The organism is Bacillus sp. ISL-41, assembly GCF_018613235.1.
Classification (GTDB): domain Bacteria; phylum Bacillota; class Bacilli; order Bacillales; family Cytobacillaceae; genus Mesobacillus.
This window is the reverse complement of the sequence record NZ_JAGGQP010000016.1, coordinates 138,490-160,940: the sequence shown is the minus strand read 5'-3', so window position 1 is coordinate 160,940 and position 22,451 is coordinate 138,490. Positions and strand designations below refer to the sequence as shown.

General features: G+C 42.8%; 26 protein-coding genes. 24 read left to right on the top strand and 2 right to left on the bottom strand.

Annotation, left to right across the window (positions count from 1 at the left end):
• The first annotated feature begins 89 nt into the window (after positions 1-89).
• The 11 genes from J7I80_RS07805 to J7I80_RS07760 all read left to right on the top strand — a co-directional run bounded on the left by J7I80_RS07805 (position 90) and on the right by J7I80_RS07760 (position 8,999).
• Positions 90-1,262: a D-alanyl-D-alanine carboxypeptidase family protein gene (locus J7I80_RS07805; RefSeq protein ID WP_285289122.1), complete on the top strand. Its 1,173-nt coding sequence runs from the start codon at positions 90-92 to the stop codon at positions 1,260-1,262.
• Positions 1,263-1,404: 142 nt separating this feature from the next.
• Positions 1,405-1,755: an anti-sigma F factor antagonist gene (gene spoIIAA / locus J7I80_RS07800; RefSeq protein WP_041965294.1), complete on the top strand. Its 351-nt coding sequence runs from the start codon at positions 1,405-1,407 to the stop codon at positions 1,753-1,755.
• 3 nt (positions 1,756-1,758) lie between these two features.
• On the top strand, positions 1,759-2,199 hold the full coding sequence (gene spoIIAB, locus J7I80_RS07795; protein ID WP_214737226.1) for an anti-sigma F factor: 441 nt from the start codon (positions 1,759-1,761) through the stop codon (positions 2,197-2,199).
• A gap of 13 nt (positions 2,200-2,212) precedes the next feature.
• The gene (sigF, locus tag J7I80_RS07790; protein WP_192470659.1) at positions 2,213-2,971 is read left to right on the top strand and encodes an RNA polymerase sporulation sigma factor SigF; all 759 of its coding nucleotides are present in this window, start codon (positions 2,213-2,215) and stop codon (positions 2,969-2,971) included.
• A gap of 489 nt (positions 2,972-3,460) precedes the next feature.
• Positions 3,461-4,078, top strand: coding sequence for a stage V sporulation protein AA (locus J7I80_RS07785; protein WP_214737224.1), 618 nt, complete (start codon positions 3,461-3,463; stop codon positions 4,076-4,078).
• On the top strand, positions 4,068-4,490 hold the full coding sequence (locus J7I80_RS07780) for a stage V sporulation protein AB (RefSeq protein ID WP_214737222.1): 423 nt from the start codon (positions 4,068-4,070) through the stop codon (positions 4,488-4,490). The genes J7I80_RS07785 and J7I80_RS07780 overlap by 11 nt, the downstream gene beginning before the upstream one ends.
• Positions 4,491-4,493: 3 nt before the next feature.
• Positions 4,494-4,616, top strand: a complete 123-nt coding sequence (locus J7I80_RS23470; protein ID WP_285289119.1) for a hypothetical protein — start codon at positions 4,494-4,496, stop codon at positions 4,614-4,616.
• Positions 4,595-5,173, top strand: a complete 579-nt coding sequence (gene spoVAEA, locus J7I80_RS07775) for a stage V sporulation protein SpoVABEA (RefSeq protein ID WP_192470656.1) — start codon at positions 4,595-4,597, stop codon at positions 5,171-5,173. Before J7I80_RS23470 ends, spoVAEA begins: the two co-directional genes overlap by 22 nt.
• A complete protein-coding gene (locus tag J7I80_RS07770; RefSeq protein ID WP_214737221.1) occupies positions 5,157-6,635 on the top strand; it encodes a spore germination protein in 1,479 nt (492 codons plus the stop codon). Before spoVAEA ends, J7I80_RS07770 begins: the two co-directional genes overlap by 17 nt.
• A 236-nt stretch (positions 6,636-6,871) precedes the next feature.
• The gene (gene lysA / locus J7I80_RS07765; protein WP_214737219.1) at positions 6,872-8,191 is read left to right on the top strand and encodes a diaminopimelate decarboxylase; all 1,320 of its coding nucleotides are present in this window, start codon (positions 6,872-6,874) and stop codon (positions 8,189-8,191) included.
• Positions 8,192-8,621: 430 nt separating this feature from the next.
• Positions 8,622-8,999 (top strand): GNAT family N-acetyltransferase, encoded by a 378-nt coding sequence (locus J7I80_RS07760; RefSeq protein ID WP_192470653.1) that lies wholly within the window; start codon positions 8,622-8,624, stop codon positions 8,997-8,999.
• 15 nt (positions 9,000-9,014) lie between these two features.
• Here the strand turns inward: J7I80_RS07760 and J7I80_RS07755 are convergent, their stop codons facing one another.
• The gene (locus J7I80_RS07755; protein WP_214737217.1) at positions 9,015-9,542 is read right to left on the bottom strand and encodes a DUF309 domain-containing protein; all 528 of its coding nucleotides are present in this window, start codon (positions 9,540-9,542) and stop codon (positions 9,015-9,017) included.
• Between the two features lie 128 nt (positions 9,543-9,670).
• Positions 9,671-9,766, bottom strand: a complete 96-nt coding sequence (locus tag J7I80_RS07750) for a YjcZ family sporulation protein (RefSeq protein WP_079509612.1) — start codon at positions 9,764-9,766, stop codon at positions 9,671-9,673.
• Positions 9,767-9,966: 200 nt separating this feature from the next.
• Between J7I80_RS07750 and J7I80_RS07745 the strand changes: the two genes are divergently transcribed.
• From J7I80_RS07745 to J7I80_RS07685, 13 genes are all read left to right on the top strand, one after another.
• Complete coding sequence (locus J7I80_RS07745) at positions 9,967-10,710, top strand: segregation/condensation protein A (RefSeq protein ID WP_214737215.1); 744 nt, start codon at positions 9,967-9,969, stop codon at positions 10,708-10,710.
• A gap of 4 nt (positions 10,711-10,714) precedes the next feature.
• Positions 10,715-11,308: an SMC-Scp complex subunit ScpB gene (gene scpB / locus J7I80_RS07740; protein WP_214737213.1), complete on the top strand. Its 594-nt coding sequence runs from the start codon at positions 10,715-10,717 to the stop codon at positions 11,306-11,308.
• Between the two features lie 145 nt (positions 11,309-11,453).
• The gene (locus J7I80_RS07735) at positions 11,454-11,873 is read left to right on the top strand and encodes a hypothetical protein (protein WP_214737211.1); all 420 of its coding nucleotides are present in this window, start codon (positions 11,454-11,456) and stop codon (positions 11,871-11,873) included.
• 161 nt (positions 11,874-12,034) lie between these two features.
• On the top strand, positions 12,035-12,523 hold the full coding sequence (locus J7I80_RS07730; protein WP_214737209.1) for a YpuI family protein: 489 nt from the start codon (positions 12,035-12,037) through the stop codon (positions 12,521-12,523).
• A 183-nt stretch (positions 12,524-12,706) separates the two neighbouring features.
• The gene (locus J7I80_RS07725) at positions 12,707-13,843 is read left to right on the top strand and encodes a D-alanyl-D-alanine carboxypeptidase family protein (RefSeq protein ID WP_214737207.1); all 1,137 of its coding nucleotides are present in this window, start codon (positions 12,707-12,709) and stop codon (positions 13,841-13,843) included.
• Positions 13,836-14,423: a nucleoside recognition domain-containing protein gene (locus J7I80_RS07720; RefSeq protein ID WP_214737205.1), complete on the top strand. Its 588-nt coding sequence runs from the start codon at positions 13,836-13,838 to the stop codon at positions 14,421-14,423. The genes J7I80_RS07725 and J7I80_RS07720 overlap by 8 nt, the downstream gene beginning before the upstream one ends.
• A 6-nt stretch (positions 14,424-14,429) precedes the next feature.
• Positions 14,430-14,963, top strand: coding sequence for a spore maturation protein (locus tag J7I80_RS07715; protein WP_214737203.1), 534 nt, complete (start codon positions 14,430-14,432; stop codon positions 14,961-14,963).
• 511 nt (positions 14,964-15,474) lie between these two features.
• Positions 15,475-16,200, top strand: coding sequence for a 23S rRNA pseudouridine(2605) synthase RluB (rluB, locus tag J7I80_RS07710; protein ID WP_214737201.1), 726 nt, complete (start codon positions 15,475-15,477; stop codon positions 16,198-16,200).
• 64 nt (positions 16,201-16,264) lie between these two features.
• Entirely contained in the window at positions 16,265-16,786 is a 522-nt protein-coding gene (resA, locus tag J7I80_RS07705; RefSeq protein WP_214737199.1) for a thiol-disulfide oxidoreductase ResA, read from the top strand.
• Positions 16,787-16,814: 28 nt separating this feature from the next.
• The gene (resB, locus tag J7I80_RS07700) at positions 16,815-18,440 is read left to right on the top strand and encodes a cytochrome c biogenesis protein ResB (RefSeq protein ID WP_214737197.1); all 1,626 of its coding nucleotides are present in this window, start codon (positions 16,815-16,817) and stop codon (positions 18,438-18,440) included.
• A 12-nt stretch (positions 18,441-18,452) separates the two neighbouring features.
• Positions 18,453-19,640, top strand: coding sequence for a c-type cytochrome biogenesis protein CcsB (gene ccsB, locus J7I80_RS07695; protein ID WP_214737195.1), 1,188 nt, complete (start codon positions 18,453-18,455; stop codon positions 19,638-19,640).
• A 112-nt stretch (positions 19,641-19,752) separates the two neighbouring features.
• Positions 19,753-20,469 (top strand): response regulator transcription factor, encoded by a 717-nt coding sequence (locus tag J7I80_RS07690; protein ID WP_041965633.1) that lies wholly within the window; start codon positions 19,753-19,755, stop codon positions 20,467-20,469.
• Positions 20,466-22,253, top strand: a complete 1,788-nt coding sequence (locus J7I80_RS07685) for an ATP-binding protein (RefSeq protein WP_214737193.1) — start codon at positions 20,466-20,468, stop codon at positions 22,251-22,253. The genes J7I80_RS07690 and J7I80_RS07685 overlap by 4 nt, the downstream gene beginning before the upstream one ends.
• Positions 22,254-22,451 lie beyond the last annotated feature (198 nt).

Here is a 22,451-nt window from a genome sequence, read left to right as displayed (position 1 = left end):
AATATCGGATTTATATACCTTGTTTGTATAAAAATGGATTCATTGGAAAAAATAGACCCTATAAAGATAGGAGGGTTATGGCCATGAATCTGAAAAAGTTGACGAGTTTACTGCTTGTTTTTATGATGGGCGCTGCAATGATCTCCCCAAAAGGATATGCAAATGAAGGAGACTCGGGACTGGCCGATGACGCCAGTTCAGCTATTTTAATTGAACGTGATACTGGTCAGGTTCTATTTGATAAGAACAGTCATGAAAAGCTGCCGCCTGCGAGCATGACCAAAATCATGACGATGCTTTTGATCATGGAAGCGCTCGATGAAGGAAGGCTGAAGATGGACGAAAAGGTCCGTGCCAGTGAATATGCAGCTTCAATGGGAGGTTCTCAAATCTTCCTTGAGCCAGGAGAAGAAATGACAGTTGAGCAATTGCTGAAAGGAATCGCAATCGGCTCTGGCAATGATGCGTCTGTGGCGATGGCTGAGCGAATTGGCGGCTCTGAAGAAGCATTCGTCAAAATGATGAATGAAAAAGTAAAAGAGCTCGGACTGAAGAATACAGTATTCAAGAACACGACCGGATTGCCTGTTGATGGGCATTACAGCTCGGCGTATGACATGGCCATGATGGCGAAAGAATTGCTGAAGTACGAAAAAATCACCAAGTTCACCGGAACGTATGAAGATTATCTCCGTGAGGACTCTGATAAAAAATTCTGGCTGGTCAATACGAATAAGCTCGTGCGCTTTTATCCTGGAGTGGATGGGCTGAAAACAGGTTTCACAAATGAAGCCAAATATTGCTTGACGGCTACTGCTCAAAAGGATGGCATGCGTGCGATTGCAGTCGTGTTTGGGGCGCCTACTTCCAAGGCCAGGAATGCACAGGTAACGAAAATGCTGGATTATGCCTTCAGCCAGTACCAGACGCATCCTATGTTCAAGAAAGGACATGCACTTGGGAAAGCGGCCATTAGCAAAGGAGACCAGAAGACAATAAACGCTGTTACATCTGAAAGTGTATCTCTATTGACCAAAAAGGGAGCAGACGTAAAGGATGTAAAACAGAAAATCACTTTGAATAAAAGTCTTAAAGCACCTGTCGAAAAGGGTGACAGAGTAGGTACTTTGAAGCTGGTCAAAGACGGAAAAACCCTTGCAGAAACACCTCTAGTTGCCGATGCAAAGGTGGAGAAAGCCAGCTGGTGGATCCTGTATAAACGCTCGTTCGGGATGTTTACAAGAGCAGGAAGCCAGCAATAATCCAAATTTTCAACTAGAATTGTCGAAAACTCTGCCATTCCATCTAGTTTTAGCGAATAGGCACTAGTTTTGTTCTTAAGAAGGATTTGTCTTAATCAATGGAGAATTTGACTCACTATACCAGATAAGGAGGCTTTGGATAGTGAGTCTTAACATTGATATTGAAGTGAAGCATGACGTCTTATTGATTCGAGTTAGCGGTGAATTAGATCATCATACTGCAGACCAGCTTCGCGAGCAGGCAACAAAAGCCCTTGAAAACGAAGAAGTCCGCCACATTGTCTTGAACCTTGAACACCTCACCTTTATGGATAGTTCGGGTCTAGGGGTAGTTTTAGGAAGGTATAAACAAATCAAGCAGCTTCATGGAGAGATGGTCGTTTGTGCAATTTCTCCGCCAATCAAGAGGTTATTTGACATGTCGGGTTTATTCAAGATTATCCGTCTTGAACCGTCAGAAGAATATGCATTAGAGAGATTGGGGGTTGCTTGATACATGAAGAATGAAATGAATCTTCATTTTAGCGCACTAAGCCAAAATGAATCTTTCGCCCGTGTGACGGTTGCTGCATTCATCGCCCAGCTGGACCCAACGATGGATGAACTGACCGAAATAAAGACGGTAGTATCGGAAGCGGTAACGAACGCGATCATTCATGGATATGAAAGTAATCCAGATGGGAAAGTGTTTATTTCTGTGATGATTCAGGATGGAACTGTGGAAATGCTGATTAAGGACGAAGGAATTGGGATTCCAGATATCGATGAAGCCATGCAGCCTCTGTTTACATCCAAGCCTGAACTTGAAAGGTCCGGTATGGGCTTTACGATTATGGAAAATTTCATGGACGAAGTACAAGTGAGATCAGAGCCCGGCTTTGGGACAGAGATTCGTTTGAAAAAGCACCTGTCAAAGAGCAAAGCGCTGTGCAATTAAGGGAGTTCTGCCTATGGATGTGGAGGTAAAAAAGGATAATAGCCAAACGTATCTTAAGGACCATGAAGTCAAAGAACTGATTTTGAGAAGCCAGCAGGGTGACCAGGGGGCCAGGGACTTAATCGTCCAGAAAAATATGCGACTCGTATGGTCTGTCGTCCAGCGCTTCCTCAACAGGGGATATGAACCTGACGACCTGTTCCAGATTGGCAGCATCGGCCTCTTGAAATCAGTTGATAAATTTGACCTCTCGTATGACGTAAAGTTTTCGACGTATGCCGTTCCAATGATCATTGGTGAAATCCAGCGTTTCATCAGGGATGACGGCACCGTGAAGGTAAGCAGGTCACTAAAAGAAACCGGAAATAAGATAAGGAAAGCGAAGGATGAGCTTTCCAAAACATTGGGCAGGGTACCAACTGTCAATGAAATTGCCGAGTTTCTGGAACTCTCGCCTGAAGATGTGATCATGGCACAGGAAGCAAGCCGCAGTCCGGCATCCATCCATGAAACGGTGTACGAAAACGACGGCGACCCAATTACCCTGCTAGACCAGATTGACAACGGGGAAGAAGGCCGCTGGTTTGATAAAATTGCATTAAAAGAGGCAATTAACGAGCTCGACGAACGGGAAAGACTGATCGTGTATTTGAGGTACTATAAGGATCAGACTCAGTCCGAGGTCGCAGTCCGCCTGGGAATATCCCAAGTCCAGGTTTCACGTCTCGAAAAGAAAATACTGCAGCAAATGAAAGGCCGTATGGATCTTTGAATCCATATGGCTTTTTTGTCTGCAGGAAAAAGAGGCGTAATAATGCTCGGAAATCCCAGTTACTAGGAAAAGAGATCACCAATATAGCGTATGGCACCCGAAAAATCAAAATTCTGGAAAAATAGGTCACCAATAAGGCATATTGGTGCCCGGAAAATCAAGATACTGGAAAAATAGGTCACCAATGAAGCATATTGGTGCCCAGAAAATCAAGATACTGGAAAAATAGGTCACCAATGAAGCGTATTGGCGCCCGAAAAATCAAAATTCTGGAAAAAGAGGTCACCAATGAGGCATATTGGTGGCCAAAAAATCAAGAATCTGAAAAAACAGGTCACCAATAAACCCAACTAGTCCTTCCACAATAACCTAATCATCGTCTTTCTCTCTAATGCGCATCCCATCTTAACCAATTATTGGACTTCATGAAATAACTGCAGGAATCCATACTAAATATACGAGGAAAACACTGTGTTGGAAGTGAATCTGATGGAAAAAACGATTTATATCCGTATGCGGAATCGCGTTCAGGTCAAACCTGAGCAATCACTTTTGTTAAAGGATATTGCGCAGATCATTGCCAGCGAAGATATATTTCAGGAACTGGCCTCTCTTCAAGTTAAAAAGATTATGCCGAAGGACCATATTCACATTATCGATGTCATGAAGGTCATTCGTTTCATTGCTGGGATATATCCTGATCATGAAATCCAGACTGTTGGGCCTCCTCAAACGATCATCGAAGTGATTTACAAGAAAAAGGGGATGTCGGTTCCCTTCTTTATCCTTGTGTGGTTCCTGCTATTTTTCGGTGCAGCGTTGACTATCATGAACTTCCACGAAGATGTCAGCATGCAGTCGGTGCATCAGCGGCTTTATTTTATTATGACAGGAAAGGAAGTTGCGAAGCCGCTGTTATTCCAGATTCCCTATTCAATCGGCATTGGTCTGGGCATGATCCTGTTCTTTAACCATGTATTCAAAAAGAGGCTAAATGAAGAGCCGAGCCCGCTTGAAGTAGAAATGTTCAATTACCAGCAATCTCTTGATCAATACGTCATCCTGCATGAAAACAAGGAAAGCGTGAAACATCTTAATGACGATTAGTGTCTTGTTCATTGTTCTTATCGGGCTGGCAAGCGGGCTTGCTGTAGGGTCTGGTTTTGTTGCTTTCTTATCGGTTCTTGGAGTGATTCCCAGGCTAACACAGCTGACGAAGACAATGAAACTGATTTCCTGGTATGAGTGGGCAGTGGTACTCGGAGCTCTGCTTGGAACGGCAGGAAGCTTGAGAGATCCTGTGATGAATTTCTCTCCTTACGTGACTATTCCGCTTGGGTTGGCAGGGGGCGTCTTTGTCGGTATGCTGGCAGCTGCGTTGACAGAGGTCCTGAATGTACTCCCGATCCTCGCTAAAAGAGTCAGGGTAGATGACAAGCTTGAGACATTGTTGATGGCAATCGTGCTGGGCAAAATATTCGGATCATTATTCCATTGGATTTATTTCGTAGGACGTTGATTTTTGAATGCAGCTATAGGTAGTTTGACTGGAGTAGTTGCCCTGCCTACACCTGCAACGATAATAAATCCGGAAAAAATGAATGGCAGAAAGGACGGCAGAGAATGGCCGAAAAAAGGAAGGTAATCTTAATTACAGATGGTGATGATTATGCCCGGCGTGCAGTTGAGCATGTGGCTGCAGAAGTAGGCGGGCGGTGCATCTCTCTTTCACATGGCAATCCTTCTGTCCTTTCGGGGCCGCACCTTGTTAAATTAATCAAAAAAGCTGCAAAGGATCCTGTATTAGTTATGTTCGATGATAGTGGCTTTCTTGGAGAGGGAGCAGGAGAGAAAGCTCTTAAATACGTGGCTGAGCATGAAGATATTGAGGTGCTTGGAGCGATTGCTGTCGCTTCGAAAACTCATATGGCGGAATGGAGCCGCGTGGATTTTTGCATAGACCGGGAAGGTGAACTCACCCCCTATGGAGTGGACAAACATGGAATTCCAGAACTGGAAATGGGGAGAATTAACGGAGATACAGTGTACTGTTTGGATACGCTTGATGTCCCATTAATAATCGGAATAGGGGATATCGGTAAAATGGCACGCCGCGACCACTATAAAATCGGTTCGCCAATAACGAAGAAAGCAGTGGAAATCATCCTTGAAAGGAGCGGATTCTATGCCAAAGAACAATGACAAGCTGCCCATCCCGCAATCATTGGACGACGCTGAAAAATATATGAAAGAACACGTTGGCCTGGAAGCCAGTTTTGACCTTGGAGTCAGGAAACTGAAAATCCTTAAAAAGAATGTCCATTTTTATTATGTGAATGGTTTGTGCGATACTAGCTTCATCGTACATATTGTTGAAGAATTGGTGGACATCAATGATAACGAGAAACTTTCTACACATTTGCAAGAGATTGTCGAGAATCGGATTACCCACCAGTCTGTAGACAAGATCAAAACGATGGATGAGCTAGTTGATCAAGTTCTCTCGGGACTCATTGTTATATTGGTTGAGGGTGAACGCATAGGATTAGTGGTTGATGTCAGAAGCTACCCTGGTAGACAGCCACAGGAGCCTGATACAGAAAAGGTTGTGCGCGGATCCCGTGACGGCTTTGTTGAAAATATCATCGTCAATACAGCGTTGACAAGAAGGCGGATCAGGGATGAGAATCTGCGCTTTGAAATGATGAAGGTAGGCGAAAGGTCGAAATCAGACGTTGCGATTGGCTATATAAAAGATATCGCTAACCCTGATTTGATCAAAGTCATCAAAAAAGAACTGCAGGCTATTAAGATCGATGGCATCACGATGGCCGATAAAACAATTGAAGAATTTTTGGTGAAACAAGGCTATAACCCATACCCGCTGGTAAGGTATACGGAGCGTGCCGATGTAGCGGCGACCCATCTGCTAGAAGGACATGTCCTTATTTATGTTGATACATCTCCAAGCGTCATCATTACACCAACGACCTATTTCCACCATCTTCAGCATGCCGAAGAGTACAGGCAATCACCTGGTGTCGGGACAATGGTACGCTGGATACGATTCCTTGGGGTGCTCGCATCACTATTACTTTTGCCGTTATGGTACTTATTTGTTCAGAATCCCGATCTTCTGCCTGATAAAATTTCATTTATCGGGCCTAATGAAGACTCCAACATCCCGATCTTTTTGCAAATCATGCTAGCAGATGGAGGGATTGAGTTCCTGAGGATGGCGGCCATTCATACGCCGACACCGCTTTCCACTGCAATGGGTTTAATCGCTGCAGTCCTGATCGGGCAAATCGCCATCGATGTAGGGTTGTTCGTGCCAGAAGTCATTCTTTATGTGGCTGTTGCGGCAATCGGAACTTATGCGACACCAAGTTATGAACTTAGTATAGCGAACAAAATAGGAAGGGTATTCCTGTTGATTTCGACTGCTATATTCCATGTTCCGGGGTTTGTGGCAGGAACCACGGCCTGGCTGCTGCTGCTTGCCAGTATCAAGTCCTTGAACACTCCTTATCTGTGGCCATTCATTCCTTTTCACCCTATCGCCTTTATGCAGATATTGATCAGGAGGGCTGTGCCAGGTTCGAAAATCAGGCCTAGCATTGTCCATGCCCGAAACCGCTACAAGCAGCCATCAAAATCATGACAAGGTTGCAATTGCACGTTCCCTCAGATTATGGTAAAGTGTTTTTAATTTACTAAAGACTTAAAGCGAAAAATAAATAGACAGTTCATCAGATGAACTGTCTATTTATTTATCATTTTTCGGGACAGGATTTCAGGGTTTCACACAGCCATAGGACAAATTATGGCTGAATTAACTGAACAATGAAAAATTATATTTGAACAATGATTTTAATTGGCAAGGGATGAGGGGACAACATGGAATTTCATGGAACTGCAAAAGTTAATCGACTGGGGCACTTGGAAATTGGCGGTGTTGATACAATCCAATTGGCTGAAAAGTATGGAACCCCGCTGTACGTTTATGACGTTGCCTTGATCAGGGAACGGGCAAGAGCGTTTAAAAAAACATTCGAGAATGCTGGTATAACTGCTCAAGTAGCGTATGCGAGTAAAGCTTTCTCAACAGTGGCAATGGTGCAATTGGCAGCTGAAGAAGATCTTTCACTAGACGTCGTTTCTGGCGGAGAGCTTTATACGGCACTTGCTGCTGGCTTCCCGACAGAAAAAATTCATTTCCATGGCAACAACAAAAGCCGGGATGAGCTGATCATGGCCATAGAACATAATATTGGCTGCATCGTTGTCGATAACTTTTATGAATTGGACATGCTCAAGGATATTTGCAAAGAAAAGACTGCGGTGATCAAGGTTTTATTACGAGTGACACCTGGCATTGAAGCCCATACACATGACTATATTTTAACAGGACAGGAAGATTCGAAGTTTGGATTTGATTTACAGAACGGACAGGCTGAAGCGGCTTTGAAACTTTGTCTTGATAACAAAAATTTCGAAGTTCTTGGACTGCATTGCCATATTGGTTCACAGATTTTCGAAACAACAGGATTCATCCTGGCGGCACAGAAAATTTTTGAAAAGCTTAATCAGTGGAAAACGGATCTGTCTTTCGAGTCCAAAGTCCTCAATCTTGGCGGTGGATTTGGAATTCGCTATACAGACGAAGATGACCCAATACCGGCAGCTCAATATGTTGAAGAAATCATTGCGGAAGTGAAAAAGCAAGCTTCTCACTATTCGATGAATATGCCGGAAATTTGGATAGAGCCCGGTCGTTCTCTTGTCGGGGATGCTGGTACGACCCTTTACCGCGTTGGTTCACGAAAGGACGTACCGAATATTCGTCAGTACGTAGCTGTCGATGGAGGGATGAGCGATAATATTCGCCCAGCCTTGTACCAGGCTAAATATGAAGCAGTGCTTGCAAACAGAGTCATGGACAAACCTGAAGAGACTGTATCGATTGCCGGGAAATGCTGTGAATCTGGAGATATGCTGATTTGGGACCTCCCGCTGCCAAAGGCTGGAGACCGTGACCTTCTGGCTGTTTTTTGTACAGGTGCCTATGGGTATTCAATGGCGAATAATTATAATCGCCTTCCAAGACCAGCGGTGGTTTTCCTGGAAGATTCAAAGGATACCCTCGTCGTTCGCCGTGAAACATTTGAAGATATGGTAAAATTAGATCTTCCTTTCAAAGAAAAGGTGAAAAATTAAAGCTGCTCTCCCGCAGCTTTTTTTACAAGATAAGAAGTGAAAATCTACTTCGTTGGCTAAAAACCCGGTCTTGTTGTAAAATTACAGATTGGGAGGGATTCCGTTTGAGAAAGAACAACTGGCTGTTATTCGCATTATTACTTTTAATGTCTATTGGCTGGGGAGCTTATTACTGGTTTTTTATCGTACCAGGACAATAGGTTTCTGAAAAAATTTGAAGTATCGTTAGAGATTATGTATGATATTATCAATTGAATTAAATGAAGAACCATAAATTGAGGAAAAACATATAGTATCAAAATAGGGTTTTTACATGTAATTTTCTTCGATTCCATTTTAAGGGAAGATAGGGTTTAAATTAAATGGGATATGGGAAAAATAGTTCTGTTTTCATTCCATTATTATTGTCAAACCACAATGAGGGATATTTATGCTAATTCGATATAAAAAGGCATTTGAAAAGATTGCAATGGGATTATTATCTTTCATGCCAAATGAAAAGGATCTGAAAAAACTTCAGCAAACGATGAGGAATTATGAAGCAGATGATTCGTGGCAGCTGTTTTTATGGAAAGAAGGGGAAGATATCATCGGACTGTTGGGTGTTAACTTCACTGAAGAGAAAATGATGCAGCTTCTTCACATCTCAGTGAATCCATCACATCGCCATCAGGGAATTGGAAGGCGTATGGTTAATTCTCTGCAGGAGATGTTTCCAGAATGGACAGCAGCTGCAAATGCTGAAACAGCATCCTTTTTTGAAAAATGCATCGAGGAAGACAATAGTGTAGAAGGCAGTGGATGTTAATCCAGCTGCCTTTTATTATTCTCTGTTTTTCCTTTCCTCGAGAGCCATCCGCCGGTCTGAAATCACATCAGTTCGGTCACGTGTTGAGTGTCGATGGATTAAATCGGGATTTTGCAGATCGCTGCTTGCTCCCCATGTAAAACCATTTTTCCTGCATTCTTCATGGCAAAGCTTTTTAAGCTCGGAATCACATACAGGCAGGTTAAAGCTGGTGTATGGAAGTCTGTTTAGCAAGTCTTCCTTTCTTTTATCAAGTGTGCCATACAAAAGTTCAGGATCGATCCCCAAACGGCTTGTCGCTTCCTTGTCATCTGCAAAGATCTCCATCGCTTTAATTAAAGTCCTTGTTGCACCGGAAAAATTTTTACGGCGATGGTGGTAATTTGATACTGCCAACAGGATCAATGCAACCCAGATGGATTTTTTATTGCCGGAATCTGTCGCTTTCCAATATTCTTCCAGGATTTCGTGACATTCAAAATAATCCCTGTCTCCGTGGAAATGAGCGAGATATTGTATATAGGATATTGGATATTTTGTCATGAAATTACCCCCTATCAAGTACTACTAGCTTAGCATATATTCAATTAAAAGATAAAAAGCAGCGGTTGCAATCAGCCAAATATAAAAATGCCCGGCTGGTGCCGGGCATCTTCGTCTTTGGTACTGGCTTATAACCAGGCAGCACCAACGATGATGAGCAAAATGAAAAGCACGACAATTAATGCGAAGCCTGCTCCGTATCCATAACCTTTTCCATCAGACATTTAACATAACCTCCTAATAGTGAAATAGCCTAGTATTCATTTTCAGCATATGCAGCAACAGGGGGAAAGGTTTGGGCGGTTGTGCTATTTATAATAAAGACTTCAGTTTTAACGATGTAAATTAGTAATGGATAACATGAAGTTTATCTACTATACTTATATAATGATGCAGTTCAATATAGGAATTTTGGTGGGAAATGATGCAATATAACGTGAAAATCGAGGCCTTTGAGGGTCCTTTGGATTTACTTCTGCACTTGATCAATCGTTTGGAGATTGATATTTACGATATACCGGTAGCGGAAATAACGGAACAATATTTAATGTACATCCATGCGATGAAGGAATTGCAGCTTGATGTCGCAAGTGAATATCTCGTGATGGCAGCGACGCTGTTAGCAATTAAAAGCAAGATGCTTCTCCCTAAGCATGAAGAAGAACTGGAAGATGATTTTGAATTTGATGATGATGGGGATCCGCGAAATGAACTCGTGGAGAGATTGATTGAATATAAAAAATTCAAAGAGGCAGCAAGTGATCTTAAATCCCTTGAGGAGGAACGGGGTCTTATGTACACCAAACCTCCTAGTGACCTAACTGAATATGCCCATGAAATTAAGGGTGAAAATACCGACTTGAATATCTCTTTGTATGACATGCTAGGTGCATTTCAAAAACTTTTAAGAAGGAAGAAGCTGCAAAGGCCCATTTCAACCAAAATTGCCCGTCAGGAAATTTCCATTGAAAAAAGGATGGACGAGGTACTCAGCTTCCTGAAAGAAAGCGGCGAAAGGAAAAAGTTCTATGACTTGTTTCCTGAATCTGACCGAGAGCATATTGTTGTTACATTCCTGGCAATTCTAGAGTTGATCAAACGGAAAGAAATCGACATAGAACAAGAGCAGAACTTTGCAGAAATATATATGACAGCCAGAAAGGAGTAAGGGCGTGGGAATAGTGAAGTGGAAAGGAATATTGGAGAGCCTCCTGTTTGCCGCAGGTGATGAAGGATTGAGCATGAAGCAAATAACAGCTGTACTTGAAGTAGATGAAATCCAGGCAAATGAAATTGTTACCGGACTTCAGCAGGATTATGAAGATGACGAAAACCGCGGAATAACAGTCGTTCAGCTCGCTGGAGTATACCAGCTGGCCACGAAAAAAGAACATGCCGATTACTTAAAAAAGCTTGTGGAATCTCCTGGAACCGCGCACTTGTCACAAGCAGCACTTGAAACTTTGGCGATTGTAGCCTATAAGCAGCCAATTACAAGGGCTGAAATCGAGGAGATCCGCGGGGTAAAAACGGAAAGACCTCTTCATACTCTGTCATCAAGGGCTTTGATAAAAGAAGTTGGAAGAGCAGAAGGAACGGGACGGGCCATTTTATATGGAACGACTAAAGAATTTCTCGATTATTTCGGATTGAAAAATATAAGTGAACTGCCTCCGCTTCCTGATCATATTGAGGATGACGAATTGCAGGACGACGCAGATTTATTCTTTGAGAAATTCCAGGAAACAATGGAGACGGATCAATAGCTTTTGTGCACAAAGTTTGGAATTTATGATAAAATCAAAATAATTATTTGAGAAATGCAGGACGAGTGCCAGAATGCTGGCATCTTTCAAAAGCATTTCTTTCTACATAACAATTTTAGAATGAATGTCCAACGGGAGGAATACCATGCTTATAAAGCAATGTATTGGTTATGAACTTGAAAAAGAAAAATCAAACACCTCGGAGGATTTTTTCAACCGAAGCGAAGTAACATTTGTGGAAGAAGGCAAGGAGAAAACCCTGCATGTCCTTTATGTGAGGTATTTTGATGAGTTAGCTGGAAGTGTCACTCCATTTGAACAGGATCCAATCTTCAACACCGGAAGCAAGGAAGTATATATGAGGGATTTGGTGGCATTAGCTGCCTTATTGAAAAATCCGGGATATCGCCATCGTAAAAGGGTATATATAAATGAACAGAGAGAGTTCGCGGATATTTTCAAAGGTCTGGATTATAGCAAGGTACCTGGGATATACGAAGGCATCGAGCAAAAAGGCAGCTTTGAAGTGCGCTCTCCCTTGGATTATATTATCCAGCCGATATAGTTTCGTTAACTTTGTTGTCTTTACTCTCAGACTTTTAAGATTCGTGGTCGCGGGAATTCACTTTAATGAAACCCAATTCCAGAATTGAATCGACTAGGAAAGTCCGTCGCAAAGAAGCAACGTCGAAGGTGAAATGGTTAAAATCCAGTGGGGGTGTCAATTTGGGAAATACAATCGTAAAAACACAAATCGAGGAAGTAAGGGGATTTCTGGCGGATACCGTAATGAAGCTGGAGAACTACCTGAATCAAACAACCCTTGAAAAACTAAAACAAGGGCAGCCATCAGATGAAGAATACAATAAAACGATTCTTTCAAGCCTTCGAAAGCTTGCTGTATACTGTGATGAAGGCCTGGATGCGTGCAGGGTGATTCTGCAGGCAGAAGTCTTTTCAAAGCCGGCAGCTGAGAAGACGCTCTACCGAATCTACTATCAGTGCATTGAAGAATTCTTCTCTCCTAAAAACGATGCATGGTATGAGGACAGCAGAGCTGCTTATACTGGAAAAAATGCAATCAAGTTCAGGCAGCAAGTGCCGGCTGAATTAAACGAACTTATGGTCAGCCTTGAAAGTGGTTTTCAGAGAGCCCGCGAAGAACTTGAATATTACGAAACAGATTATCGGACAAAAATGCTTCAATCAAGATAATGATTACCACGGGAACAGCTATTTAACTGGCTGTTCCCTTTTTATTTGGAAATTGGCTGTCTGGCTTGCTCAAATTCAGGGAAATATTCAACTCGCCGCTGTTCTCGTCCTCCAATTTGTGTCATAACACTCCTTGTCCTGCATAAACTTGTACAAACTGCCAAAGGAGACGAGGGTCTGTCAATGAAAAGGATTGGGATGAAGTTATTGTTAATTGTCACTCTGTTGATCTACAGCATTCCTCAAACAGCGCAGGCTTCTGTGTCGGTAAGTGCCCGAAGCGCTATTTTGATAGAACAGGAATCTGGCAGGGTGTTATTTGAGAAAGATGCGCACAGAGTAAGCAGGATTGCCAGTATCACTAAAATCATGACTGCCATTCTTGCGATAGAATCTGGTAAATTGGATGAAAAGGTGAAAGTGAGCGAGAATGCTGTTCGTGCTGAAGGATCTTCCATTTACTTGAAGCCGGGAGAAAAGATCAGGCTGGAGGATCTAGTGTATGGTTTGATGCTGAGATCGGGTAATGATGCTGCTGTTGCAATCGCGGAATATGTTGGCGGCAGTCTGGATGGATTTGCTTACTTGATGAACGAAAAAGCGCAGCAAATCGGTATGGAAAATACCCATTTCTCCAATCCCCACGGGTTGGATGACCATGAGGACCACATTTCCACAGCATATGACATGGCTCTTCTTACACGGTATGCAATGGAAAATGAGGTTTATAAGGAGATTTCCGGTACAAAAATTCACAGGGCTCCTAATCCAACAGAAACATGGGACAGGGTATGGAAAAATAAGAACCGCCTTCTGACAGAGAAATATAAATATAGCACCGGTGGAAAGACTGGTTATACAAAACGGGCGAAAAGAACTTTGGTCTCAACCGCCCAAAAGGATGATTTTGAGTTAATCGCAGTCACTCTCAATGCGCCTGACGATTGGAATGACCACATCCAGATGTTTGAAACGGCATTTTCAAATTATGACATCGTGGAAATTCTTTCTAAAGGTAAAGTGAAAGGGATAAAGGGTTCGGATTATAAAAATAAAGTTTATCTGGACCATTCATTTGTATACCCGCTCACTTCAGAAGAAGAGGACCTGGTCAAAGTGGAATATAGATTGAAAAAAGCGGCACCAGTCGGAGAGGACACTCGAACTCCTATCGCAGGCCGGGCAAATGTCTTTATAGATGGTAAACAGATTGCAAGTTTACCTGTTTATTACCAAGTGGAGGAAAAAGAGAAAAACTCCTTCTTCGACCTTTTTAAAAATATTTTTACCTCAATAGCAGGGGTCCAGGATCATGGTTAACTATATCTGGGTGGTAATGATCTTAATTGGCCTTGGCTTTGCGATGGTGAATGGCACAATGGCTGAGGTGAACGAGGCTGTTTTTACGGGTGCTAAGGAAGCAATCACACTTAGTATCGGATTGATCAGCATCCTTGTTTTTTGGCTCGGGATGATGAGGATTGCGGAAGATTCTGGACTTTTATCAAAGCTTTCATCTTTATTTAAGCCTTTGATTTCAAAGTTGTTTCCCGAAGTCCCAGCCAGCCACCCGGCGATGGGCTACATACTGTCGAATATGATTGCGAATATGTTTGGGCTTGGGAATGCTGCTACACCTCTGGGAATCAAGGCAATGGAAGAACTAAAGAAGTTGAATGATGGGAAAAACGAAGCCAGCAGGTCGATGATCACTTTCCTTGCGATCAACACAGCAAGCATCACCCTCATTCCAACCACTGTTATCGCGATAAGGATGAATTATGATTCCGCCAACCCGACAGATATAGTTGGGCCGACTCTTGTGGCAACTGCTGTCTCTGCTTTTGCAGCGATATTAATAGACCGTTTCTTTTACTATAGAAGAAGCAAGAAGGGGTAAATCAAAATGGAAATTGTATCTGCGATATCACTATGGTTCATCCCTGTTTTGATCGCTTTTATCTTGATTTATGGCACGTATAAAAAAGTTCCCACATATGAAAGCTTTGTAGAAGGCGGCAAAGAAGGGATCAAAATGGCTGTTTCCATCATGCCCTTCCTGGTGGGGATGATGGTCGCCATTGCGGTTTTCAGGGCGTCAGGCGCACTTGATGTCATGGTGAATTGGATGCGGCCTGGACTTGAGATGGTGGGGATACCGGCAGAAATAGTTCCGCTTGCGCTGATCAGGCCGATCTCTGGTACAGCGGCACTCGGAATTACCAGCGACCTGATTGGTGTCCATGGGCCTGATTCTTTTATCGGAACTCTTGCAGCCACCCTTCAGGGAAGTACGGACACTACGTTCTATGTCCTCACCGTTTATTTCGGAGCCGTCGGGATTAAAAAAATGGGAGACGCACTCAAAGTCGGTCTCCTTGCTGACGCAGTTGCCATCATAACAGCTATTATCGTAGTCACGTTCATGTTCTCAAAATAAAGAAGATACCTTAAGCGGGTACGATAACTGAAAGTTTGTTTCATAGTGTGGGACAATAAACTGAAATATTCCGTTTAAATTGGTAACGACCCTTATTTCATTAAAAATAAGGGTCGTTTTTCCGTCTATTTCATTCAAATCGTTGGAATTTATCCTATTTAAAGCAATTAACCGGAATATCTCCACTTATTTCTGCCGTTCAATCACCCTCTATATACAATAGCCGGAAATTATCCGCGAATGAATTCTCATGCCTACAAGAATATCAACACTGAATAATAATAGAGCCTATTCTAATGGACAGAAAAACATTATTATATAAGAAAAACATCCGTTTAGCAGGAGAGCGTAACGAAACAATGTTAAAAAACAATTAACATTCCCTATTTATTTTTCGCTTTTTACACCATTGCTTACTTTGAAAACAGCGAGAGTTATGTCATAATTCATAAGGATGGATTAGATATTAATATTAACCATAGGTAATTGATATTAACTAGGAGTGACCTTAATGGAAAGACTGCAAAAAGTGATTGCTCATGCAGGAATAGCATCGAGACGAAAAGCTGAGGAAATGATCCTCGAAGGAAGGGTCAAGGTAAATGGCAGTGTTGTCAAAGAACTTGGCCGGAAGGTGACTTCATCTGACAGAGTCGAAGTGGATGGAGTCCAGATCGAGGGGGAAGAACCGGTATATTTCCTGTTTTATAAACCCCGCGGTGTTATTTCGAGTGTACAGGATGATAAAGGGCGCAAAGTGGTTACGGATTTTTTCCAGACAATCGAGCAGCGCATCTATCCTGTAGGGCGGCTGGATTATGATACATCAGGGCTGCTATTGTTGACGAATGATGGAGAATTCGCGAATCTGCTCATGCACCCAAGCAATGAAATTGATAAGGTGTATGTTGCAAAGGTTAAAGGAATCCCTTCAAAGGAAAAGCTGACAAGCCTGGCTAGAGGAGTCATGCTGGAGGATGGGAAAACTGCGCCGGCGAGGACAAAATTGCTGAGTGTTGATAAAAAGAAAGATTCCGCCATTGTTGAAATAACCATCCACGAGGGCCGTAATCGGCAGGTCAGAAGGATGTTCGACGCAATCGGGCACCCGGTATTAAAGCTGAAAAGGGAAAAGTATGGATTCCTGACGCTAAATGGCTTACGGACGGGGGAAATCAGGGAGCTTACACATCATGAAGTGAAACAGCTCCGTGTCCTGGCTATGAAAAAGTCTTAGACTTACTAACATGGATGTAGTTAGAATGTTATAATGAGGGAGAAATACGGTGGGAGGTTTAGGAATGAAAAATAAACGTCTAATCACTAGAACAATTATTCTCGCGGTTATGGCTCTGGCAGTTGGCTATACTTTGTACGCTAACATGAATAAAGATAAAAACCAGAAGATTGTGATTGGAAAACCTGCTCCTGATTTTGTCCTTGTTGATATGGAAGGGAATAAACACAGGCTTTCTGATTATAAAGGGCAAGGAGTTTTCCTTAATTTTTGGGCAACATGGTGCAAGCCATGCGAGCGGGAGATGCCTTATATCGAAAATCAGTACCAGCAGTTCAAGGATCAGGGTGTCCAGGTGCTGGCAATTGACTCCGGTGAATCAGAACTTGCCGTTAATAGGTTTATTGAGCGAAAAGGCATGACTTTTCCAGTTCTGATCGACGAGGGACCAGTACAGGCAGCGTATGGAATCAACCCGTTGCCAATAACCTTCTTGATTGATAAAGAAGGAAATGTCGTAAAAAGCCATACTGGGGAATTATCTGAAGAAACAGTCCGTGAATTCATGGAACAGATTAAACCTTAAAAAGTAAGGGGAACAGGGAGTTTTTACTATGAACGAAGTAAAATGTGAGTGCGGCCATGTAAATCCGCAGGGAACGATCCTATGTGAATCTTGCGGAAGAGTGCTGGAAGAAAAAGAGAAAGAAAAGCAGCTCGTTGATATGCGCTATGAAGGAAGTGCGCGCCGATCACAAACCTATAACAAGACATTCATCGATAAAATCTGGAATTTCTTTTCTTCAGTGAAAGTTGGGGTTTGGCTAATCGTCATCCTCTTAATTGCATCTTCTTTAGGAACGATTTTTCCACAGGAAATGTACATTCCGCCCGTCATGCCTCCATGGGAATACTATGAAGAGCAATACGGTTGGATGGGAAAGCTTTACTATGATCTTGGCTTCCACAACCTCTACAGTTCCTGGTGGTATCTGCTTTTGATCGCAGCTTTAGGTATATCACTTGTTATCGCAAGCCTTGACAGGGTGGTTCCCTTATACAGGTCATTGAAAAACCAAAGGGTTTCAAGACATGAGAGCTTTTTGAAGCGCCAGAGAATGTTCAGCGCTTCAGATGCGGTCCTAACAGATGAAGCATTAGGAAAAATCAAGGAAAATCTGACGAAAAAACGCTATAAGCTGCGCGAGGAAAATGGCGATATCCTCGCCGAAAAAAACCGTTTTTCACGCTGGGGCCCATATGTAAACCACCTAGGCTTGATTATCTTTTTGATTGGCGGCATGCTCAGATTCGTTCCTGGAATGTACGTGGATGAAATCCTGTGGCTGAGGGAAGGCGAAACAAAAGCAATTCCTGGCACAGAAGGCCGCTATTATCTTGAAAACAATCAATTTATCTTCGAAGTCTATGATAAAGATAAAGATGAGGAAGTCTTTCAGGATGCAATCAACAAAGCAGGAACTGTAGTTAAAAACTATCAGACTGACGCTACTTTATACAAGAGACAGGGAGAAATTGTCCCGGGTGAAAAACCTGAGCTTGAAAAGATTCGTGACCAGGCTATCCAGGTGAACAAGCCTCTGAAAATCGATGGCTTTGCCTTGTACCAGGTCGATTACAAACTTGATGAAATGAGCAAAATGGCTTTTACACTCGAAAATAAAGAGACAGGGAAAATGTTTGGTGATGTGACTGTAGACTTATATGACCCAGAAATGAAGTACGATTTAGGAAATGGGTACAAAGTCGAAGTGATGAGCTATTTCCCGGATTTTGAGTTCAATGAAGATGGGGAACCGGCAACGAAGTCCCGAATTCCCAATAACCCTGCTTTTATTTTTAAAATGTTCTCTCCTGAGAATACAGAAGGTGAAGTCAGTTTCGTAGCCATCAGGCAGAATCTCGAGCCTTTGGGTGAAAATGACTACAAGATGACATTCGCAGGGATTGAAACGAAGAATGTAACGGCCCTTACTGTCAGAAAAGACCATACCCTTTGGATCATTGGTCTTGGTGGATTAATATTCATGATTGGTGTCATCCAGGGGGCATATTGGAACCATCGACGTGTATGGTTAAGAAGAATAAATAACCAGGTATGGACTGCGGCACATACAAATAAAAACTGGCATGGTTTAAAAAGAGAGCTAGAAGAAGTCTTTTCCGATTCCGGAATAGAGGCTCCTGAGGACCAGGTGGCAGAAGAAAAGAAGGAGTAAGGAGGGAAAATAATGGTTGAGTTGAGTTCTAATTTTCTGTTTGCAGCGTTTATCCTCTATCTAGTCGGCATCTTGTTTTTCGGGGGAGCTATTAAGGATAAAAGGCATGCTGATAAAAAAAATGCCCCAAATAAATGGGCGAATATTGGAGTCATTGTAACTATTGCGGGTTTCCTTTCCCAATTGACATTTTTTATCTTAAGATGGATTGCTTCCGGTCACGCACCGGTCAGCAACCTGTTTGAATTTACGACATTCTTCGGCATGTCATTGGTAGGAGCATTTATCTTCATTTATTTCATGTATAAAACTCCATTGCTGGGACTGTTCACATTGCCTGTGGCTGCTTTGATCATCGCCTATGGAAGCATGTTCCCAAGGGAAGTCACTCCATTGATTCCGGCGCTTCAAAGCTACTGGCTCCATATTCACGTAACGACGACAGCGATCGGACAAGCAATCCTGGCGATCAGTTTTGCTGCTGGTTTGATTTATCTCGTTAAAAGTGTTGACCAGACGAAGAAAACAAAAAGTACATTATGGCTTGAAGTTGTCTTGTTTGGCTTGATCAGCACGCTTGGCTTCGTGTTTGTTTCAAGTTTCTTCGCAGCAACAGATTATACAGCGAATTTTAACTATATCAACAAGGATGGCCAGCCTGCCACAGAGGAATATACAATTCCAGCTTTAGTGGGACCGCATCAATTTGAGCTGACTGATAAAGACCGTTTTAAACCATTATTCGAGACACCTGCAATCATCAGTGCAAAGAAGCTGAATACTGTTATTTGGTCGCTCGCAGCGGGTATAGTATTATATGTATTACTAAGACTCATCCTGCGGAAGCGAATTGCTGCGGCATTGCAGCCATGGACGAAGAACATCAATATGGATCTCGTTGATGAGATTGGCTATCGTTCTGTATTGATCGGCTTCCCGGTATTCACGCTTGGCGGACTGATTTTTGCGATGATCTGGGCTCAGATTGCCTGGACTCGCTTCTGGGGCTGGGACCCAAAGGAAGTTTGGGCATTGATAACCTGGCTTTTCTATGCGGCCTTCCTGCATCTGCGCCTTTCAAAAGGGTGGCATGGAGAAAAATCCGCATGGCTTGCGGTCATTGGTTTTATCATTATCATGTTCAACCTGGTAGCAGTTAACCTTGTAATTGCAGGTCTGCATTCTTATGCAGGTTCCTAATTTGTGTCAATTTTATGACTGCCTTCACTGTCTTAAGTGAAGGCCTTTTTTAAAAAATCATGGCAAGTAGACGCATGTTTATGTAAAATAATCGCAGGGAGGGATATACCTTATGGAAAAAGACGTGAAGATTTTAGTAGTGGATGATGAAGAAAGAATCAGACGATTATTGAAGATGTATCTTGAAAGAGAGAATTATATAATTGATGAAGCCGAAGATGGAAATGAAGCGCTGGCAAAATCGCTTGCCAACGATTATGACGTAATCCTTCTAGATTTGATGATGCCTGGGAAAGACGGAATCGAGGTTTGCCGTGACCTTCGTGAAAAGAAGTCAACACCTGTGATCATGCTTACCGCGAAAGGTGAGGAAGTGAACAGGGTACAAGGCTTCGAGGTAGGGACTGATGATTACATCGTTAAACCGTTCAGCCCTCGTGAAGTTGTGCTGCGCGTAAAAGCAATGCTTCGACGCTCATCGAGCACAAGTTACCTGCAGACTGAGACGACTGCAAAAGACGTGATTGTTTTCCCTCATTTAACCATTGATAATGATGCCCATAGGGTTTTAGCTGATGGCAAAGAAGTCAGCCTGACGCCTAAGGAATATGAATTGCTCTACTTCCTTGCGAAAGCCCCTGATAAGGTTTTTGATCGCGAGCAATTATTGAAGGAAGTTTGGCATTATGAATTTTTCGGCGATTTGCGTACGGTAGATACTCATGTTAAAAGATTGCGCGAAAAGCTGAACAAAGTATCTGAACAGGCAGCAAAGATGATTGTGACAGTCTGGGGTGTTGGCTACAAGTTCGAGGTAGTCAATGAATGATGTTTTGGCGCAGTGTAGTAGGTAAGCTTTGGATTACCATCCTTTTGCTGGTTTCATTTGTATTGTTCATCCTGACAGTTATGCTGATGGAATTCTTTGAAAATTATCACATTAATGAAACCAGGAAAGGAATGACCAATACTGCAGAAAAAATAGCAAGGGTACTGGAAGATCATCCCGGCCAGGAGGAACAATTAGGTCTTGAAATTGCATGGGAAATGGTCGACGATGACTCCAGGGTAACGGTCATTAAAGATCAGAATACGTATTTTTACTCACCTGGTGGAGAAGACACGACACATGTACCCATATCATTTTTTATGAATGACGAGGATCTCTCTGCTGTTTTTAAGAATGACAAAACGGTAGATATCATTACTTCCATGCCAGGTATTTCAAACGATGTTGATGATACCCAATATTTAATGATCGGTGTTCCGTTGCACCAGTTTGAAAATGAAAATGGCGCAGTCTTCATTTATCAGTCACTAGAGGTAATGGAAGAGACGACCAGGCTGACCACCAAGTTCATCTTGCTCGCTGCCGGCGTTGCAATAGTCCTGACGACAATTTTTGCATTTTTCCTGTCCACAAGGATTACTGCTCCATTGCGAAAAATGAGGGAAGCAGCCTTTGAAGTTGCCAGAGGTAAGTTTGATACAAAGGTGCCAATCCTCACCCATGATGAAATAGGGGAATTAGCGACTGCCTTCAATCAGATGGGCAGGCAGCTGAAATTCAACATGAACGCATTGAGTCAGGAAAAAGAACAGCTGACAAGCATCCTCAGCAGCATGGCAGATGGTGTGATCACATTCAATCGTGATGGTACAATTTTGATTACCAATCCGCCTGCCGAAATCTTCCTGAGATACTGGTATTATGAGCAGGGTCTGGCTTCCGAAAATACAGATGCCGTGCCATCTGAAGTCATGGAGTTATTCCAGCTTGCCGTCAATACGGAGAAAGAGCAGGTTGGGGAGATTACGGCCCAGGGAAGGACATGGGTAATCATCGTCAGCCCGCTTTATAATAAGAGATTCATCCGAGGAGCTGTAGCTGTTGTCCGCGATATGACAGAGGAACGAAAGCTCGACAAAATGAGAGAAGACTTCATCGCAAATGTTTCACACGAATTAAGGACGCCGATTTCGATGATGCAAGGATATAGTGAAGCAATCGTCGATGACATCGCGCAAACAGATGAAGAAAAGAAGGAAATGGCCAAAGTCATTTACGATGAATCCCTAAGGATGGGCCGACTTGTTAATGAACTGCTCGATTTAGCCCGTATGGAAGCAGGACATATTCTTCTTAACGTTGAAACCGTCGAGATTAGTCCTTATGTCAATCGGATCATCCGTAAATTCCATGGCCTTGCGAAGGAGAAGGGGATTGAGTTAACTGTCCACTTCGATTCAGAAGAAATTGATTTTCGATTTGATCCAGACCGCATCGAACAGGTCCTTACCAATTTGATTGATAATGCAATCAGGCATGTCCCGGATTCTGCATCTGTTGTAATCAGCGGTAAAACCGATGAACGCGGCTTATATTTTGAGGTGAGCGACCAGGGGCCTGGTATTTCTGAGGAAGACTTGCCATTCTTATTCGAGAGATTCTATAAAGGCGATAAGTCAAGAACTCGAGGCGTATCGGGTACGGGTCTTGGACTAGCCATCGCCAAGAATATTATCGACGCACATCGAGGGAATATCTCGGTAAAAAGCAAACTCGGACAAGGTACGACATTTTCCTTTTTCATCCCTCGAAATATTGAATAACTTGCCGACTATTCTTGATTCACAAGGAACAATTAACGAGTCCATTCCGTTTTTGGGATGGGCTTCTTTGTCTTTTGGAAACGAAAAATCGTTAATATGGCTCTATCGGACAAACTGAAGTGGAACTTAGGGGAAAGTGTCCGTTAGAGCACCTCTATCGGACAAATGCGAGTGGCAACAAGGAAAAAGTGTCCATAA

Coding starts and splice junctions, on each gene's coding strand:
- spoIIAB (WP_214737226.1), top strand. CDS start 1,759: ATGAAGAATGAAATGAATCTTCATTTTAGCGCACTAAGCCAAAATGAA.
- sigF (WP_192470659.1), top strand. CDS start 2,213: ATGGATGTGGAGGTAAAAAAGGATAATAGCCAAACGTATCTTAAGGAC.
- J7I80_RS07785 (WP_214737224.1), top strand. CDS start 3,461: ATGGAAAAAACGATTTATATCCGTATGCGGAATCGCGTTCAGGTCAAA.
- J7I80_RS07780 (WP_214737222.1), top strand. CDS start 4,068: ATGACGATTAGTGTCTTGTTCATTGTTCTTATCGGGCTGGCAAGCGGG.
- spoVAEA (WP_192470656.1), top strand. CDS start 4,595: ATGGCCGAAAAAAGGAAGGTAATCTTAATTACAGATGGTGATGATTAT.
- J7I80_RS07770 (WP_214737221.1), top strand. CDS start 5,157: ATGCCAAAGAACAATGACAAGCTGCCCATCCCGCAATCATTGGACGAC.
- lysA (WP_214737219.1), top strand. CDS start 6,872: ATGGAATTTCATGGAACTGCAAAAGTTAATCGACTGGGGCACTTGGAA.
- J7I80_RS07760 (WP_192470653.1), top strand. CDS start 8,622: ATGCTAATTCGATATAAAAAGGCATTTGAAAAGATTGCAATGGGATTA.
- J7I80_RS07755 (WP_214737217.1), bottom strand. CDS start 9,542: ATGACAAAATATCCAATATCCTATATACAATATCTCGCTCATTTCCAC.
- J7I80_RS07750 (WP_079509612.1), bottom strand. CDS start 9,766: ATGTCTGATGGAAAAGGTTATGGATACGGAGCAGGCTTCGCATTAATT.
- J7I80_RS07745 (WP_214737215.1), top strand. CDS start 9,967: ATGCAATATAACGTGAAAATCGAGGCCTTTGAGGGTCCTTTGGATTTA.
- J7I80_RS07735 (WP_214737211.1), top strand. CDS start 11,454: ATGCTTATAAAGCAATGTATTGGTTATGAACTTGAAAAAGAAAAATCA.
- J7I80_RS07725 (WP_214737207.1), top strand. CDS start 12,707: ATGAAAAGGATTGGGATGAAGTTATTGTTAATTGTCACTCTGTTGATC.
- J7I80_RS07720 (WP_214737205.1), top strand. CDS start 13,836: ATGGTTAACTATATCTGGGTGGTAATGATCTTAATTGGCCTTGGCTTT.
- J7I80_RS07715 (WP_214737203.1), top strand. CDS start 14,430: ATGGAAATTGTATCTGCGATATCACTATGGTTCATCCCTGTTTTGATC.
- rluB (WP_214737201.1), top strand. CDS start 15,475: ATGGAAAGACTGCAAAAAGTGATTGCTCATGCAGGAATAGCATCGAGA.
- resA (WP_214737199.1), top strand. CDS start 16,265: ATGAAAAATAAACGTCTAATCACTAGAACAATTATTCTCGCGGTTATG.
- resB (WP_214737197.1), top strand. CDS start 16,815: ATGAACGAAGTAAAATGTGAGTGCGGCCATGTAAATCCGCAGGGAACG.
- ccsB (WP_214737195.1), top strand. CDS start 18,453: ATGGTTGAGTTGAGTTCTAATTTTCTGTTTGCAGCGTTTATCCTCTAT.
- J7I80_RS07690 (WP_041965633.1), top strand. CDS start 19,753: ATGGAAAAAGACGTGAAGATTTTAGTAGTGGATGATGAAGAAAGAATC.
- J7I80_RS07685 (WP_214737193.1), top strand. CDS start 20,466: ATGATGTTTTGGCGCAGTGTAGTAGGTAAGCTTTGGATTACCATCCTT.